This window comes from Reinekea marina (assembly GCF_030409715.1).
GTDB classification, from domain to species: domain Bacteria; phylum Pseudomonadota; class Gammaproteobacteria; order Pseudomonadales; family Natronospirillaceae; genus Reinekea; species Reinekea marina.
This window is the reverse complement of sequence record NZ_JAUFQI010000001.1, coordinates 2,778,579-2,793,693: the sequence shown is the minus strand read 5'-3', so window position 1 is coordinate 2,793,693 and position 15,115 is coordinate 2,778,579. Positions and strand designations below refer to the sequence as shown.

The 15,115-nt window shown below is 45.7% G+C and carries 18 protein-coding genes and 2 tRNA genes; 17 read left to right on the top strand and 3 right to left on the bottom strand.

Annotated elements, in window-relative coordinates; translation table 11 throughout:
* Positions 1–3: 3 nt before the first annotated feature.
* Complete coding sequence (locus QWZ13_RS15300) at positions 4–273, top strand: acylphosphatase (RefSeq protein ID WP_215999434.1); 270 nt, start codon at positions 4–6, stop codon at positions 271–273.
* On the opposite strand, the gene QWZ13_RS15295 is transcribed toward QWZ13_RS15300, so the two are convergent.
* Positions 270–842 (bottom strand): lytic transglycosylase domain-containing protein, encoded by a 573-nt coding sequence (locus tag QWZ13_RS15295; RefSeq protein ID WP_290282547.1) that lies wholly within the window; start codon positions 840–842, stop codon positions 270–272. The genes QWZ13_RS15300 and QWZ13_RS15295 overlap by 4 nt on opposite strands.
* Positions 843–970: 128 nt before the next feature.
* Here QWZ13_RS15295 and aspS point away from each other — a divergent pair, with 128 nt between their 5' ends.
* The 13 genes from aspS to queC all read left to right on the top strand — a co-directional run bounded on the left by aspS (position 971) and on the right by queC (position 12,279).
* Complete coding sequence (aspS, locus tag QWZ13_RS15290; RefSeq protein WP_215999436.1) at positions 971–2,743, top strand: aspartate--tRNA ligase; 1,773 nt, start codon at positions 971–973, stop codon at positions 2,741–2,743.
* A 280-nt stretch (positions 2,744–3,023) separates the two neighbouring features.
* Positions 3,024–3,749: a YebC/PmpR family DNA-binding transcriptional regulator gene (locus QWZ13_RS15285; protein WP_290282545.1), complete on the top strand. Its 726-nt coding sequence runs from the start codon at positions 3,024–3,026 to the stop codon at positions 3,747–3,749.
* 6 nt (positions 3,750–3,755) lie between these two features.
* Positions 3,756–4,277 carry a crossover junction endodeoxyribonuclease RuvC gene (gene ruvC, locus QWZ13_RS15280; protein WP_290282544.1) on the top strand — a complete coding sequence of 174 codons (522 nt, stop codon included), beginning with the start codon at positions 3,756–3,758 and terminating at the stop codon, positions 4,275–4,277.
* Complete coding sequence (locus tag QWZ13_RS15275; RefSeq protein WP_215999439.1) at positions 4,277–4,921, top strand: trimeric intracellular cation channel family protein; 645 nt, start codon at positions 4,277–4,279, stop codon at positions 4,919–4,921. The genes ruvC and QWZ13_RS15275 overlap by 1 nt, the downstream gene beginning before the upstream one ends.
* A complete protein-coding gene (gene ruvA, locus QWZ13_RS15270) occupies positions 4,849–5,523 on the top strand; it encodes a Holliday junction branch migration protein RuvA (RefSeq protein WP_353958995.1) in 675 nt (224 codons plus the stop codon). Before QWZ13_RS15275 ends, ruvA begins: the two co-directional genes overlap by 73 nt.
* A gap of 49 nt (positions 5,524–5,572) precedes the next feature.
* Positions 5,573–6,592: a Holliday junction branch migration DNA helicase RuvB gene (gene ruvB / locus QWZ13_RS15265; protein WP_215999441.1), complete on the top strand. Its 1,020-nt coding sequence runs from the start codon at positions 5,573–5,575 to the stop codon at positions 6,590–6,592.
* 119 nt (positions 6,593–6,711) lie between these two features.
* Positions 6,712–7,416, top strand: coding sequence for a protein TolQ (gene tolQ, locus QWZ13_RS15260; protein WP_290282543.1), 705 nt, complete (start codon positions 6,712–6,714; stop codon positions 7,414–7,416).
* A gap of 2 nt (positions 7,417–7,418) precedes the next feature.
* Positions 7,419–7,844, top strand: a complete 426-nt coding sequence (gene tolR, locus QWZ13_RS15255; protein ID WP_290282542.1) for a protein TolR — start codon at positions 7,419–7,421, stop codon at positions 7,842–7,844.
* Positions 7,837–8,688, top strand: a complete 852-nt coding sequence (tolA, locus tag QWZ13_RS15250; RefSeq protein ID WP_290282541.1) for a cell envelope integrity protein TolA — start codon at positions 7,837–7,839, stop codon at positions 8,686–8,688. The genes tolR and tolA overlap by 8 nt, the downstream gene beginning before the upstream one ends.
* Entirely contained in the window at positions 8,685–9,989 is a 1,305-nt protein-coding gene (tolB, locus tag QWZ13_RS15245) for a Tol-Pal system beta propeller repeat protein TolB (protein ID WP_290282540.1), read from the top strand. Before tolA ends, tolB begins: the two co-directional genes overlap by 4 nt.
* A gap of 87 nt (positions 9,990–10,076) precedes the next feature.
* A complete protein-coding gene (pal, locus tag QWZ13_RS15240) occupies positions 10,077–10,646 on the top strand; it encodes a peptidoglycan-associated lipoprotein Pal (RefSeq protein ID WP_290282539.1) in 570 nt (189 codons plus the stop codon).
* Positions 10,647–10,657: 11 nt separating this feature from the next.
* The gene (gene ybgF, locus QWZ13_RS15235; protein WP_290282538.1) at positions 10,658–11,437 is read left to right on the top strand and encodes a tol-pal system protein YbgF; all 780 of its coding nucleotides are present in this window, start codon (positions 10,658–10,660) and stop codon (positions 11,435–11,437) included.
* 164 nt (positions 11,438–11,601) lie between these two features.
* Positions 11,602–12,279 (top strand): 7-cyano-7-deazaguanine synthase QueC, encoded by a 678-nt coding sequence (gene queC / locus QWZ13_RS15230; RefSeq protein WP_290282537.1) that lies wholly within the window; start codon positions 11,602–11,604, stop codon positions 12,277–12,279.
* On the opposite strand, the gene QWZ13_RS15225 is transcribed toward queC, so the two are convergent.
* Positions 12,233–12,388, bottom strand: a complete 156-nt coding sequence (locus tag QWZ13_RS15225) for a hypothetical protein (RefSeq protein WP_290282536.1) — start codon at positions 12,386–12,388, stop codon at positions 12,233–12,235. The two genes, queC and QWZ13_RS15225, sit on opposite strands and share 47 nt — an antisense overlap.
* 21 nt (positions 12,389–12,409) lie before the next feature.
* Between QWZ13_RS15225 and QWZ13_RS15220 the strand changes: the two genes are divergently transcribed.
* From QWZ13_RS15220 to nadA, 3 genes are all read left to right on the top strand, one after another.
* A tRNA-Lys gene (locus QWZ13_RS15220) sits at positions 12,410–12,485 on the top strand.
* Between the two features lie 75 nt (positions 12,486–12,560).
* Positions 12,561–12,636: transfer RNA gene (locus QWZ13_RS15215), tRNA-Lys, on the top strand.
* Positions 12,637–12,720: 84 nt separating this feature from the next.
* Complete coding sequence (gene nadA / locus QWZ13_RS15210; protein WP_290282535.1) at positions 12,721–13,773, top strand: quinolinate synthase NadA; 1,053 nt, start codon at positions 12,721–12,723, stop codon at positions 13,771–13,773.
* Here nadA and QWZ13_RS15205 read toward each other — a convergent pair.
* Positions 13,755–15,056, bottom strand: a complete 1,302-nt coding sequence (locus QWZ13_RS15205) for a M48 family metallopeptidase (RefSeq protein ID WP_290282534.1) — start codon at positions 15,054–15,056, stop codon at positions 13,755–13,757. The genes nadA and QWZ13_RS15205 overlap by 19 nt on opposite strands.
* Between the last annotated feature and the right edge of the window lie 59 nt (positions 15,057–15,115).

The following is a 15,115-nucleotide window of genomic DNA, read 5'->3' as shown; positions in this document are numbered from 1 at the left end:
TAAATGCAACAAACATTGAAAGCTTCGGTTTATGGTAAAGTTCAAGGGGTAGGGTATCGCTTGTTTTGTAAGAAGATGGCCAAGCAATTTGGGCTGACAGGTTATGCTGTAAACTTACCCGATGGTCGAGTAGAGGTGTTGGTGACGGGTCAGGAGCAAGCTTTGTCAAAAATGATAGAAGCTTTAAACCAAGGTCCACGCTTTTCAGTGGTTGCTGGGGTCGATGTAGAACCCTGTAAGGCCGAGGAAAAACCAGGGTTCATGATTGGTTAATCATCGAATCGCCAATATTTATACCAGTAGTTGAGAACCCGCCTTGGGTACCAAGTTTGCCCTTTACTGCCGTTATAGCGGGCCAATGCCGGAATAACACGGCCTTTTTCAATTTCTATATAGTGCGCCAAAATAGTGGTGCCATACCTTAAATTAGTATCGACATTTAGCAAGTTATCATCTTCTCGGCCAATTTCTTTTTTCCAAAAAGGCATAATTTGCATCATGCCACGTGCCCCTGCTGAAGAAATCGCATAACCATTGAAAGCGCTTTCTACCTGGATTAACGCTAAAACTAGGCCGGGTTCCAAGTTGGCTCGAGTGGCTTCGGCATGAATTTTCGTGAGCAGCGTAATGCGTTCTTCAGGGTCTTCTACCCATCGCTCTAGCTTTTGAGACATGGTGGCAAGCCAAACTTGCCCCATATAAGGGTCTTCAAAGGAAGTACTTTGCTCTAATGCCGATTTAAGAGCATTCGCAACACCTTCATTGCTGTCAGCCATAGTAAATGCTGGAGACATTACTACCCACAAAAGGCCAGCAAGAGCTATTTTTAGACTTAGATTCATAAAAAATGAGCCATATTTAATAAAATCAAACAGTTATATCTTACATCATTCATTAATCGGGTTAATTCTTTTATTTTTTCCCGTATAATAGCCGACCTTTGCGAATAGAAACTGAATCGGGATAATCCATGCGTAGCCAGTACTGTGGAGCTTTAGATAGCTCATATATTGATCAAACTGTAACCATTTCTGGTTGGGTCCATCGTCGCCGTGATCACGGTGGTGTGATATTTTTAGACGTGCGAGACCGTGAAGGGTTGATGCAGGTTGTTTTTGATCCAGATGCTGAAGCCAGTTTTAATACGGCTGATAAAGTCCGCAGTGAATATGTCGTTGAAATCACCGGTCTCGTTCGAGCGCGCCCAGAAGGGACAATTAACAAAAACATGCGAACTGGCGAAGTAGAAATGCTAGGTCGCGAAATTAAGGTGCTTAATAAAGCAGCAACACCGCCGTTTCCTCTAGATGAGTATTCTGGTGTGGGCGAAGATACCCGCTTAAAGTATCGCTATATAGATTTACGCCGCCCAGAGATGCAGCAAAAGCTTATTTTGCGCAGTAAAATTACCTCGGCTATTCGTCGCAGCTTAGAAGATCAAGGCTTTATCGATATCGAAACGCCGATCTTAAACCGCGCTACACCAGAAGGTGCTCGTGACTACTTGGTTCCTTCACGTACTCACCCTGGTTCTTTCTTTGCGTTGCCGCAATCACCTCAGCTATTTAAACAGCTTTTAATGGTGTCAGGCTTTGACCGTTACTATCAAATCGCCAAATGTTTCCGCGATGAAGACCTACGTGCCGATCGTCAGCCAGAATTCACTCAGATCGATATCGAAACATCGTTTATGGATGAAGAAGGTATCATGGGCATTACTGAAACCATGGTGCGTGAATTATTCAAAAACGTTCTTGATGTTGAATTTGGCGATTTTGAGCAAATGCCTTTCTCTGAAGCCATGGAAAAATACGGCAGCGACAAACCAGACCTTCGTATCCCATTAGAGTTGGTCTCTGTAAACGATTTAATGGCCGGCGTTGAATTCAAAGTATTCTCAGGTCCAGCTACCGACCCTAAAGGTCGAGTCGCTGCATTAAAAGTACCAGGTGGAAACAGTCTAACGCGTAAGCAAATAGACGATTACACCAAGTTTGTTAGCATCTACGGTGCAAAGGGCTTAGCGTACATTAAAGTAAATAATAAAGCCGATTTAGAAGAAGGTTTGCAATCTCCTATCGTTAAATTCTTACCGGTAGACGTTCGCAAAGCCTTGCTTGAGCGCTTAGATGCCCAGGACGGTGATTTAATTTTCTTCGGTGCCGATAAAGCTAACATCGTAAACGATGCGCTCGGTGCATTGCGTTGTAAGATTGGCGAAGACATGAATCTTTACACCAAAGAGTGGGCGCCTTTATGGGTGGTCGACTTCCCAATGTTCGAAGAAAACAGCCAAGGCAACCTAACGGCATTGCATCACCCATTCACCATGCCATCTTGTTCTCCTGAAGAGCTCGTTGCAAACCCAGATACAGCGTTGTCTCGAGCATACGACATGGTATTGAACGGTGTTGAATTGGGCGGTGGGTCTATTCGTATTCACGACCAAGACATGCAAAATACCGTGTTCGATGTACTGAAAATCAGTAAAGAAGAGCAACAAGAGAAATTTGGCTTCTTATTAGATGCCCTACAGTTTGGTGCACCTCCACACGGTGGTTTAGCATTCGGTTTAGATCGACTGGTTATGTTGATGACAAACTCAGAATCAATCCGTGAAGTGATTGCCTTCCCGAAAACACAGTCAGCGGCTTGTGTTATGACACAGGCTCCAGGCCAAGTTGAAGCGGAGCAATTAAAAGAACTCAGTATTCGAGTCCGTAAGCCCGCCGCGGAAAGCTAAGCAAGTAACATTGCTAACTCAATAGCTAAACTCAACGCCCGACTTGCATCGGGCGTTGTTATTTAAGACAGTATAGTTTTAAGCGCAACTTTATACCTCTTAATAAAAGTTGAGCACTCGACTAGATGAATACGTGGTGGTGAGGCTATATAAAGGCATGAGATGACATGGATGTCATCTTTGAGCGCCCAAGGAGGGGTTCACAGCGTCCTTTTTAAAGGCTTACCACCACTTTAAACCAAGCACCCCAAAAATAGGCAAAAAAAACGAGGAAAACATCGTGGCCGGTCACAGTAAATGGGCAAACATACGTCATCGTAAAGCGGCACAAGATGCCAAACGCGGTAAAATATTCACCAAACTGATTCGTGAGCTGGTGGTCGCCGCTCGGCAAGGTGGGCCTAATCCTGAAGACAACCCAACGTTGCGCAGCGTCATTGATAAAGCATTAACTGCAAATATGAAGCGTGACACGATTGAGAAAGCAATTGCTCGGGGCGCGGGCAATATGGAAGGCGACGCTTATGAAGTGATGACCTATGAAGGTTATGGCGTTGGCGGAGTCGCTGTATATGTTAAGTGTTTATCAGATAATAAAAATAGAACCGTCGGAGATGTTAGGCACGCGTTTACAAAGAGTAATGGCAATTTAGGCACTGATGGGTCTGTCGCATTTTTGTTTGAAACCGCCGGCCAGCTCTTCATTGAAAAGGGCGACGAAGACGCCATCATGGAGGTCGCTTTAGAAGCCGGGGCTGAAGATGTCATAAGCAATGACGATGGCAGCTTTGAAGTTCGTACAGGGCAAACAGAGTTTCTTGTGGTTAAGCAGGCACTTATTGCCGCAGGTTACGAGCCCGAGGGAGAAGTGACCATGTTACCGAGCACAGAAGCCGAGGTGAAGGGAGAGCAAGCCGAGCAAGTTCAAAAGCTGATCGACATGCTTGAAGATCTTGATGATGTGCAAGCGGTCTATACCAACGCTTCGTTTGTTGAAAGCGAATAAACATATATGGCACTCATTTTAGGCATAGACCCCGGGTCACGTAAAACTGGGTTTGGAATTATTAACCAGGTAGGCCAAAAGGCGACCTATGTCACTAGTGGTGTTATTAGGCTGCACAAAGAACCCGATTTAGCGGCACGTTTGAATTTAATATTTGAAAGCATCACGCAAATAATTGAAGAGCATTGCCCTCAGAGTTTTGCCATTGAGCAGGTGTTTTTGGGCAAAGGTCCCGATGCGGCTATCAAATTAGGTCAGGCAAGAGGGGCTGCAATAATTGCCGCCACTCAAGCCAAATTAGAAGTCTACGAATATGCCGCCCGTAAAGTAAAGCAGTCCGTTGCCGGAAACGGCAATGCCAATAAAGAACAGGTGGGCTATATGGTGCAATCTATTTTAAAGCTGCCTGGTGTACCACAGGAAGATGCGGCTGATGCGTTAGCCATAGCCCTGTGTCATGTCTATAACCATGCAGGATTAGTCAACATAGCGGGTGCCAGCCACTCGCGCAGAGGAAGAGTGGTCTAATGACCGTACTATATTGGATTGATCTATTTGGAGTGGCCGTATTTGCTATGGCTGGGGCCATAGAAGCCGCGCGAAATCGTTTTGATTTGTTCGGCGTTCTGGTGCTGTCTTTTGTGTCCGCACTTGGCGGGGGCACACTTCGAGATTTGTTGCTCGATGTATCGCCCTTGGCTTGGATCGGTGATTTAACCCTGGCTTATACCGCCTTAGTTTCTGGTTTTGCTATGTTTGTTTTGGCTAAATTTATCCGAGTTCCCTTTCAGATGATGCTCTATGCTGATGCCATTGGTCTCGCAGCATTTACCGTGAGTGGCACACAAGCTGCGATAGCGATGGAGCTGCCAGGGCTTATTGTCATCATGATGGGTATGTTGTCGGGGATTTTCGGCGGCATTATTCGCGATATTATGGCCAATGAAATTCCGCTTATCTTTCGCCGGGATGTGTATGCTACAGCATCCTTAACAGGCGCAATTTGGGTGTATTATGCTCAAAAATTAGGGATGTCGATGAGCTTAGCGGCATTAATTGGGCTAAACATCGTCATCATTATTCGCTTTGCGGCCATTAAATGGCGCTTGTCATTACCCGCATTCTTAAACACAGCATCGTATCGAAAAGAAAATCATCCGAGGGAACTATGATAGGTCGAATCTCTGGCATTCTCATTGAAAACAAAGCGCCTGACCTTTTGGTCGATGTACACGGCGTCGGGTATGACATAAAAGCACCGCTTTCAACAGCGTTTGCACTGCCACACGTGGGCGAAAGCGTCGTCCTACATACCCACCTTGCCGTGCGCGAAGACGCTCATGTTTTGTACGGCTTCAACACGCAACAAGAGCGCACGCTTTTTCGTACGCTCATAAAAATCAGTGGTGTGGGGCCAAAACTAGCTTTAGCTATTTTAAGTGGCATGGAAACACCGCGCTTTATCCAGTGCATTCAAGATCAAGACCCCGGTGGTCTGGTTAAAATCCCGGGTGTTGGCAAAAAGACAGCCGAGCGATTAATTGTTGAAATGAAAGATAAACTAGCCGCATTGGGCTCAGCAGGCGAAGCACTTATGACGCCATTAGAGGCTCAAGTGGCACGTGTAGAGCGTCACGATGCATTAGCTGATGCCGAAAGTGCCTTATTGGCATTAGGCTATAAGCCAGCGCAGGCCACTAAAGCCGTTGAAAAAGTAGCCTTAGACGGCATGAGCTCAGAAGAAATTATTCGCGCTGCATTGAAAGCTATTTAACGGTAAACTTTTAAAAAAGCCTTAGACGGACACGGGTAGGAAAAAACACATGATAGAAACCGATCGCTTTGTCAGTGCGGTAGAGGAAAGTCCTAGAGAAGTTAGCCAGGATCGCGCTATTCGCCCCGATACGTTGGCTGACTACATTGGCCAAGCGGTTGTGCGCGAAAAAATGGAGATTTTCCTTGGCGCGGCTAAAAAGCGAGAAGAGCCGTTGGATCACAGCTTGATATTTGGGCCGCCAGGCTTAGGTAAAACCACCTTAGCCAACATCATCGCAAATGAAATGGGTGTAAATATCAAGACAACGTCAGGTCCCGTGCTTGAAAAGGCAGGTGATTTAGCGGCCATGCTGACCAACCTTGAAGAAGGCGATGTGCTCTTTATCGATGAAATTCACCGGTTATCGGCGCATATCGAAGAAATACTATACCCTGCAATGGAAGATTATCAGCTTGACATCATGATTGGTGAAGGACCCGCTGCGCGCAGCATAAAATTAGATTTGCCGCCTTTTACTTTAGTCGGCGCTACCACGCGTGCAGGGTTGTTAACTTCACCGCTACGCGATCGATTCGGTATTGTAGAGCGACTCGAGTTTTACAGTGTGGCTGATTTAACCACGATTGTGATGCGCTCTGCGGGGAAAATGAACATTGAAATAGACGAGCCTGGTGCCAGAGAAGTCGCGCGCCGTTCGCGAGGTACGCCTCGAATTGCGAACCGTTTGTTACGGCGAGTAAGAGATTTTGCCGAGGTTCGTCACGATGGCTTTGTGACAGAAGCCATTGCTGATGGCGCTTTGAATTTACTGAATGTAGACCGCGCTGGTTTCGATCAATTAGACCGTCGAGTGTTGTTGGCATTAATTGAAAAATTTAATGGCGGCCCTGCCGGGGTCGAAAACATTGCCACAGCACTGAGTGAAGAGCGAGATACGATAGAAGATGTTGTAGAGCCTTATTTAATTCAACAGGGCTTTTTAATGCGAACGCCTAGAGGGCGTATTGTCACCGATTTGGCCTATTTGCATTTTGATTTAAAGCCACCACATAAAGAAACTAACTGAGCCATTTTTTTTTGCTTTGCAAAGGCTTAGAAAATTATTCATTACAAAGCTTTAATTGGCTGGAATTAGGTCGAGAAGTTCTTTAGCCTAAGGGCACTATTTATTGAAAGGACATTCTCGTGGGCGATTCCTTGTCGTACTGGCATTTAATTTCTAATGCGTCACTCTTAGTTAAGCTAGTCATGCTTGTTTTAGTGGGTTTATCTATTGCTACTTGGGTGTTCATTTATGAGCGTCGTAAAGTGATGAATACCGCGTCCGCTAAATTTTCTGAGTTCGAAGAACGCTTTTGGTCGGGGATAGATTTGGCGCATCTCTATCGCCAGGTTAATGCTAACCCTGATGAAGTGAATGGTGGTGAAGTTTTATTCCGAGCCGGTTTTAAAGAGTTTTCGCGCTTAAGGGCGCAAAACGTGACCGATTCTGATGCCATCATGGCAGCCTGTCAGAGAGCAATGCGGGTGGCACTGAGTAAAGAAGCCGAACGGCTAGATGCTCACCTCAACTTTTTAGCCACCGTGGGTTCAACCAGTCCTTACATTGGTCTGTTTGGTACGGTTTGGGGCATCATGAACTCCTTCCTTGGCTTAGCCTCTGTCGCACAGGTGTCTTTGGCGACAGTCGCTCCTGGTATCGCCGAAGCATTGATCGCAACGGCCATGGGTTTGTTTGCGGCTATTCCGGCGGTTATTGCCTACAACAATTTTTCAGCTCGATCCGATAAAATGCTCGGAAACTTAGAAGTCTTTGCTGAAGAGTTTGCGTCTATATTGCATCGGCAAACGCATATTTTGGCAAATCAAAACAAAAAACAAGGTGCCTAAAGATGTTGCTTCGTAAGCGCCGTAAACCTGTCGCCGAAATGAACGTTGTGCCCTATATCGATGTAATGTTGGTGTTGTTGATTATTTTTATGGTCACCGCACCGATGTTAATCCAAGGGGTCGAAGTTGACGTGCCTAAAGTATCTTCTGCGCCATTAACAATTGATGAGAAAGAGCAGCATCTTATCGTAGCGTTAACCAAAGAAGGTCAGGCCTTAATTGAACGAGGCGAAGAAGAGCCCGCTAAGGTAGATGATGTAGGTGTGGCTAATTACGTCGCCGGAATTAAAAAGCAGCAGCCTAATTTACAGGTGTTGTTGCGTGCAGATGCCGATGTGCCTTATGGACGTGTTATGTCTATTATGTCGAGCTTGCAGGCGGCTGGAATGGATTCCGTTGGCCTAATCACAGAGGCACCTAATGAGTAATTCGTTGCCGGAATCGCTGAAAATTTTTGGGGTTCCTGTCGCATTCTCCGTCGTTGTTCATTTGGTTGTGGCTGTGGCCGTGTTTAATTCTTGGTCGTTTTCAACCTCTGAACCGAAAGCCTTTGAGATACCTAATTCCATTCGTGCTGAAGTAGTCACCATAGAAGCGCCAAAACCTGCACCGAAGCCGGTGGTCAAGCCTAAGCCAACGCCGACGCCTAAGCCGGTGGAAAAGACCCAGCCCGCGCCAAAGCCTAAACCTAAGCCAGTAGAGCAGCCAAAGCCTAAAGAAACCGTACCTAAGGAACTGGCATCGACACCCACGGCACCACCCGTTGAAAAAGAACCGAAACCTGCCGGCCCAACACAGGCGGAGCTAGAAAAAGCGGCCGCAGAAGCTGCTGCCAAGGCCGCAGCTGAAGAAGCGGCTTTATTTGATGATTTTTTGGCAGACCTCGATGCCGAAGACGCTGAAATTGATAATAAGCTCGCGCAGTTAGAGGCCGACAAAGCCCGAGCTGAGCAAATTGGTGCAGAGATTAATAACTACAGGGCCGCAATAACTCAGCAAATTTCGTCGCGATGGTCACGACCTGCCGAGTTACGCTTAAAAGACTTAACCGGATTAGAAGCCAAGGTGTCTGTTAAGCTGCTACCTACCGGTGAATTGTCATCGGTCCAGCTCATTGAAAGCAGTGGTATGGCTACTTATGATCAATCCGTATTGCGAGCCATTGAACGAGTTCGGCGCTTTGAAGTACCCGAAGACCCAGAAGTATTCGAAGCCGGTGGCTTTCGAAGTTTATCCATTACCTTTATTCCAGAGGATTTAATGCAGCCATGATTTTAAGACGAATATTCACCAGCCTTAGCTTACTGAGTTTGCTGCTCTTAATGCTGCCTGCACAGGCCGATCTCGAAATTGTGGTAACTAAGGGCTACGATACAAAAACCCGCATAGCGGTGGTGCCGTTTTATTGGTCTGGTACGTCGGTGCTACCAGAGCGCATTGAAAACACCCTGACTAACAACTTAGTGCGAACAGGACGGTTTGAACCGCTGGCCCCGAGTGAAATGTTAAGCCAGCCTTCTACCGAGGAAGGTATCTACTTTCGAGATTGGCAGCTATTAGGGCAGGAGTATCTGGTGATCGGTAACCTAACGCCATTGCCGGACAATCAAGTAAAGGTGCAGGTTGCACTCTACGATGTTGTAAAGAAAACCCGAATGGTGCGAGTGACGCAGAATATTGGGGTGTATCAGCTTCGTGAGTTCTCTCACTCTATATCCGATTTATTTTACGAGCGTATAACCGGTGTAAAAGGGATTTTCTCAACTAAAATTGCCTTTGTAACGCGAAAATCGCTGGGTGGAAATCAATTCGATTATCGATTACAAATTGCCGATGCCGATGGCCAACGTGCCAGAACTATCTATAAATCTCGTGAGCCCATTATTTCTGTTTCTTGGGCTCACGATGGTAAAAAAATCGCGTTTGCCAATAAAGTTGGAGATCGTTGGAAAATATTCATACAAGAGTTAGCCAGTGGCCAAGTGCGATCCATTTCGGATGCACGTGGGTATACCAGTGCGCCTTCATTTTCACCCGATGGCCGTTATTTAGCCTATGTGTCGAGTAACAAGAACAGCCCTGAGATATATTTGTACGATTTTCAGACCGGAAAATCGAATCGAATTACGCGAAATACCTACATTGACACTGAGCCAAGCTTTGCTCCAGACGCAAAATCATTTGTTTTTACCTCAGAAAAGGGAGGTAGGCCACAAATTTACAGATATGACCTTGCCAGCAAGCGTTCAGAGCGATTAACATTCGAAGGATCACAGAATTTACGTGCTCGATATAGCACCGATGGTAAGTATTTAGTCTTTGTTCATCAGCTAGAAGGACGTTTCCATATCGCCGCGATGGACTTGGCGACAAGAGATGTTCGAATTCTCACGCAGACAAACTTAGATGAGTCGCCATCGATCGCTCCAAACGGTACGATGTTGGTGTATGCTACACAAAGAGATTCGCAAGGTGTTTTAGCTTGGGTCTCTTTAGATGGGCAGGTCACCAACCAAATGAAATCTGATTTTGGCGATGTGTTGGAGCCCTCTTGGTCTCCGTACTTGAACTAAATTTAAAAGCAGTTCAAGATAGACAAGTCGACCGAACTTAGAATAAAGTGAACGGACAAACAATAAAACAGGAAATGGGATAGTAACATGGCTAAATCCAAACTTTTAACAGCTGCGGTATTCTCTTCAGCATTAGTACTTGTCGCTTGTGGCGGTAAGACCCAAGATGAAGATACGTCTAACTCAACAGAATCTACAGGAACAGCGACTGAAGAACCGACTGTTGAACTAGTTGTTGATGATGAAATTGTTCTAGAAGTTGAACAAGTAGAATCTGACGCAATGGTTGAAGTAGATGACATGGCTAGCGATATCGATCAAGCATTGCTTGACCAAACGTTAGTGTTCTTCGACTTCGATCAGTCTTCTATCCGTAAAGACTTCATGGCTATGCTAGATGCACACGCTATGTTCTTAATGAACAACCCTAACCAAAACGTTGTTTTAGAAGGTCATGCTGATGAGCGTGGTACTCGTGAATACAACCTAGGTTTAGGTGAGCGTCGTTCTAAGCAAGTTGCAACATACCTTCAGTTGAAAGGTGTTTCTGCAGCTCAAATCGACGTAGTGAGCTACGGTGAAGAGAAGCCTTTATCTTTAGGTAAAACTGAAGCTGCTTACTCTGAAAACCGTCGAGTTCAGATCGTTTACAAATAAGCTGAGCGATTATGCAGTTGATGTATAAAAGAATAAGTGCTGCCCTAGTGGGCGGCACTTTTGCGTTTATGAGCGCACAACTATGGGCAGATGTCCCTATTGTTCAGTCTCAAGCCGATCACGTGGCTCAAAGCCAGGACGCGGTGCCGTTAAACCGGCAAACTACGGTTGCAGCTGCTGATAACGCGGTTATAGAATCGTTGTTGTTTCAGGTGCAAGATCTTCAGTCGATGGTTGCTGAGCAGCGAGGGTTGATCGAAGAGTTACATTATCAAGTGCAGGTGTTGCAGCAAGAGCAAAAAGAGCGCTATGTAGACCTAGATCGCCGCATTCTGTCATTGCAAGAGCAGCGCTCTACAGTACAGGCAAGCCCTGTTGCCGCCACGAACAATGCTCCAGATGACGCAGCACTCTCTGATGAAGAGATTTTAGCGCAATATAATCAGGCTAAAGATCTCATGCGAGAGCGTGATTTTGATAAAGCCATTGCTCAGCTCTCTGTGTTTACTAAACAATACCCGCAGCACCCGTTAACGCCTAATTCATGGTATTGGATTGGCGAAATCTACCTTGTGCAGCGAGACACAGCCAGTGCACAAAAGGCTTTTGAGCGTATTGTAAAAGACTACAGTGACCACGATAAAACGCCCGACTCACTCTACAAATTGGGTGTTATTGCACAGCAATCTGGAAATGCCGCAAAAGCCGCTGATTATTTTAATCGAGTCATCAAAGAGTATGCAGACACTCAAAGTGCGAAGTTAGCAAAAGCACGGTTAGACGCACAATAATCTAATCCACGTTAGCCTTAGGCGTTAAAAAATACCGACACCAAGCGAAGGTATTTTTAGTCAGCGATAAGACTTGCGTGGTTTTTCTCAATGGTTCTCCTGTCGTATCTAATTCGCAAAAATTTACTTAACATTGTAAAAAACATTCAAAAGGACATCTTCCTATGAAGCCGAAAGCCGTCGTACTTTTAAGTGGTGGACTCGATTCAACAACAGTTATTGCAAAGGCGCAAGCCGATGGCTATGACGTTTATGCGTTAAGTTTTGATTATGGCCAGCGCCATGATTCTGAATTAGAGGCGGCTAGACGAGTCGCACGGCAGTTTTCGGTGATAGAGCATAAAATTGTACCGATGAACCTGCGCAGCATTGGCGGGTCGGCGTTAACGGATGATTCAATAGATGTGCCAACTGAAGAGTCTGAAGGAATCCCTTCTACCTACGTGCCGGCCCGTAATACAGTGTTTTTGTCGGTGGCTTTAGGGTGGGCCGAGGTGATCAATGCAGACGCAATTTGCATTGGTGTTAGCGCAGTAGATTACTCTGGCTACCCAGATTGTCGTCCAGAATACATCGCAGCGTTTGAAACGCTGGCTAATTTAGCCACAAAGCGAGGTGTTGAAGGGCACCCCATTAAGATTGTGACGCCCTTAATTGACCTAAGCAAAGCGCAAACCATTGAACTTGGGCATAAGCTGGGTGTCGATTATTCGTTGACAGTTAGTTGCTATCAAGCCAATGATGAGGGTGAAGCCTGTGGTCAATGCGACTCTTGCCGCTTAAGAATTAAAGGTTTTAGCGATGCAGGTGTGCCCGATCAAACTCGTTATGTGAAGGCTTAAGCCTTATAGAACGCGGCCTGCAGCCCTGTTTTTGTTTTAATGTCGTTAAAAAACAATAACTTGGGTGACTTTTTTTTAATTTAAGGCTTGCGTTAGCAGAAAATTTCAATATTATATGCGCCTCTTTCGGGGGTCGTTAGCTCAGTTGGTAGAGCAGTTGGCTTTTAACCAATTGGTCGTGCGTTCGAGTCGCACACGACCCACCACTTAAGAAATTGAATGTAAGTGGTTGATTTTACTTGAAATTGTGGATTTCGCTTTGTAAAATACCGACAAGATTAGGGTCGTTAGCTCAGTTGGTAGAGCAGTTGGCTTTTAACCAATTGGTCGTGCGTTCGAGTCGCACACGACCCACCAACTTTTAAAAGAAGGAGAGCCTAGCTCTCCTTTTTTGTGCCTGTTAGAATATCCTTTCCACCTACCTGATTTAATTCGAGCCCTATGAAAACTCAAAACCAGTTGTCCGATCTCATCGTTAATTTTGATGTTCCCGTTGCTCAGCGCACGTCGCAACTTAGCCAGCAAGAAGTTCAACAGTTAAACGACGAAATCATAGAGCGTTTAAAAGAGCAAAATGCCGTGCTCGTAGCGCACTACTATACGGATCCTTTGGTTCAGGCATTGGCCGAGAAATCAGGTGGCTTTATCGGTGACTCACTTGAAATGGCGCGATATGGTCGGGACGTAGAGGCAGACACGGTCATCGTCGCTGGCGTCAAGTTCATGGGTGAAACTTCAAAAATACTGAGCCCTAACAAACGCATACTCATGCCAACGTTAGAGGCCACCTGCTCACTTGACCTAGGCTGCCCTATCGATGAGTTTGAGGCGTTTTGTGATGCCCACCCAGACCGAACTGTGGTGGTGTATGCCAATACCTCTGCGGCCGTTAAGGCGCGTGCTGATTGGGTCGTTACTTCGAGCGTTGCATTGGATATTGTCGATCACTTAGATCGCCAAGGTGAAAAGATACTTTGGGCTCCAGATCAGCACCTGGGCGGTTATGTTCAGAAACAAACCGGCGCAGATATGCTGCTTTGGAATGGTAGCTGTATTGTGCATGAAGAATTTAAAGCGAAAGGCTTAATGGATATGAAAGCGATGTATCCCGATGCGGCCGTACTCGTGCACCCTGAATCCCCCGATTCTGTCATAGAGATTGCGGATGTCGTAGGTTCTACTACGCAGCTACTTGAAGCCTCAGCAACAATGCCAAACCCTCAGTTTATAGTCGCTACTGATCGCGGTATCTTTTATAAAATGCAGCAGCGGTCGCCACAGAAATCATTTATTGAAGCGCCAACGGGTGGTTCAGGTGCTCAATGTCGCAGTTGTGCCCACTGCCCTTGGATGGCCATGAATGACTTAGAGCGTATCAAGCAAGAACTCATTGCGCCTAAGAATGAAGTGTTTGTCGATGATACGTTAATAGAGAAGGCGGTGATTCCGTTGAATCGAATGCTCGATTTTGCCAGTCAGCGTAAGCGCTCATAACGTTCATTGAATGTGTTCAGCTGGTTTTTTAATCGAGCCAGCTGATTCGTATTTTGCTCTCTTATAATTGAATTTCTCAACAAGCTCATCGCCTTTTCTTCTTGTCCTGAACGCCAAAAATATCGAGCTTGCCATTCTACCGAAGCTATCGGTTGGCAATGCTGTGCGCCTTGAGCAATAGTTTCTAGCGCATCTAAACTTAAATTGGATTGAGCAAATCCTGCAGGTAAGTTTTGCCAAACTTCGCATTTGTCTTTTGAATTTATTTCCAAGGCAACTTCTAGCCGTTTATGCCACGCGGGGAAATAATTAGGAAAACGATTTGTGACTTGACTGAGGCGCTCTAAAAAAGGAGCCTGCTTTTGATCTTGTGTTAACGCAAAGAGTGCAAGTGCATATTCTAAATGAGGATCATCGCCCATTACAGGCGTTAGTGAACGCTCGGCTAACGTTCTCTTAAGGAATTCAAAAGTACCGTTTTGATCGTGTTGAAGTACCAGTAGATTAATAAAATCAAAGACTTTAGGCTGTTCAGAGCTAGGAGATTGTTTTTCAGCGCTGCTCAACTTAGAAGCGCGAGTTGAACCCAGTGGGTGAGATCTTAGAAACTCAGTTTGAGTGTTAGCAAAAGTTTGTTGATCGAGCCGAGTGAAGAAGTGGCGCCCAGCGTGGGGTTCATAGCCCAGATGCTTCAACAAATCTTGGCCGAACTGATCGGCCTCTAGCTCCATGGCTTGGCTAAAACTCAAGTTTTGCTGACTAGCGGCGGCAAATGAGCTTAAAAGCGCTGCATTGGCGGCCTCTGGGTTCTCATTCGCCAACAAAAACGATAACACGATGCCGGAAGCAATTAACCAGCCTTTTTGTGCGCGATCTGCGCTTAAACGCGTAAAATGGTCTAAAGATATATGGCCCATTTCGTGTGCGAGGACGGACAATAGTTCGTCTTCGGATTGAGCAAACCGCCATAGGCCTGTATGTATGCCAATTAAATTACCGGGCAGTGCAAAGGCATTTATACTGTTTTGGTCTATGAGTAAAGGCGTTGGAGTATTCGTTAAACGCATTTCTGAGAGCTGGAATTGATTCAGCTTCTCAGACAACCAATAATGCGCCCAATAATTATTTTTAATGCTACTCTTAGCGTTTAGGGCTCGTATGGCATAATCTTGAAAAATTGCAGTATCTTTCGCCGTCCAGTCTACCGGTCGGTCACCATAGTCGGCACGTACGAAGCCAAAGTAAAATGTAACAAAGAAAATAAGTAGCAGGCGCAATGGCATTGAATCACCTTGGCTGTGAATATACAGCGTAAAAGTTAATTGTTGTATGATGAGCTATG

Excerpts from the sequence above, each read along its gene's own strand:
- tolB (WP_290282540.1), top strand. The coding sequence starts at position 8,685 with ATGATTTTAAGACGAATATTCACCAGCCTTAGCTTACTGAGTTTGCTG.
- QWZ13_RS15205 (WP_290282534.1), bottom strand. The coding sequence starts at position 15,056 with ATGCCATTGCGCCTGCTACTTATTTTCTTTGTTACATTTTACTTTGGC.
- aspS (WP_215999436.1), top strand. The coding sequence starts at position 971 with ATGCGTAGCCAGTACTGTGGAGCTTTAGATAGCTCATATATTGATCAA.
- ruvB (WP_215999441.1), top strand. The coding sequence starts at position 5,573 with ATGATAGAAACCGATCGCTTTGTCAGTGCGGTAGAGGAAAGTCCTAGA.
- pal (WP_290282539.1), top strand. The coding sequence starts at position 10,077 with ATGGCTAAATCCAAACTTTTAACAGCTGCGGTATTCTCTTCAGCATTA.
- QWZ13_RS15275 (WP_215999439.1), top strand. The coding sequence starts at position 4,277 with ATGACCGTACTATATTGGATTGATCTATTTGGAGTGGCCGTATTTGCT.
- QWZ13_RS15300 (WP_215999434.1), top strand. The coding sequence starts at position 4 with ATGCAACAAACATTGAAAGCTTCGGTTTATGGTAAAGTTCAAGGGGTA.
- tolR (WP_290282542.1), top strand. The coding sequence starts at position 7,419 with ATGTTGCTTCGTAAGCGCCGTAAACCTGTCGCCGAAATGAACGTTGTG.
- ruvA (WP_353958995.1), top strand. The coding sequence starts at position 4,849 with ATGGCGCTTGTCATTACCCGCATTCTTAAACACAGCATCGTATCGAAA.
- queC (WP_290282537.1), top strand. The coding sequence starts at position 11,602 with ATGAAGCCGAAAGCCGTCGTACTTTTAAGTGGTGGACTCGATTCAACA.
- tolA (WP_290282541.1), top strand. The coding sequence starts at position 7,837 with ATGAGTAATTCGTTGCCGGAATCGCTGAAAATTTTTGGGGTTCCTGTC.
- nadA (WP_290282535.1), top strand. The coding sequence starts at position 12,721 with ATGAAAACTCAAAACCAGTTGTCCGATCTCATCGTTAATTTTGATGTT.
- QWZ13_RS15295 (WP_290282547.1), bottom strand. The coding sequence starts at position 842 with ATGAATCTAAGTCTAAAAATAGCTCTTGCTGGCCTTTTGTGGGTAGTA.
- ruvC (WP_290282544.1), top strand. The coding sequence starts at position 3,756 with ATGGCACTCATTTTAGGCATAGACCCCGGGTCACGTAAAACTGGGTTT.
- ybgF (WP_290282538.1), top strand. The coding sequence starts at position 10,658 with ATGCAGTTGATGTATAAAAGAATAAGTGCTGCCCTAGTGGGCGGCACT.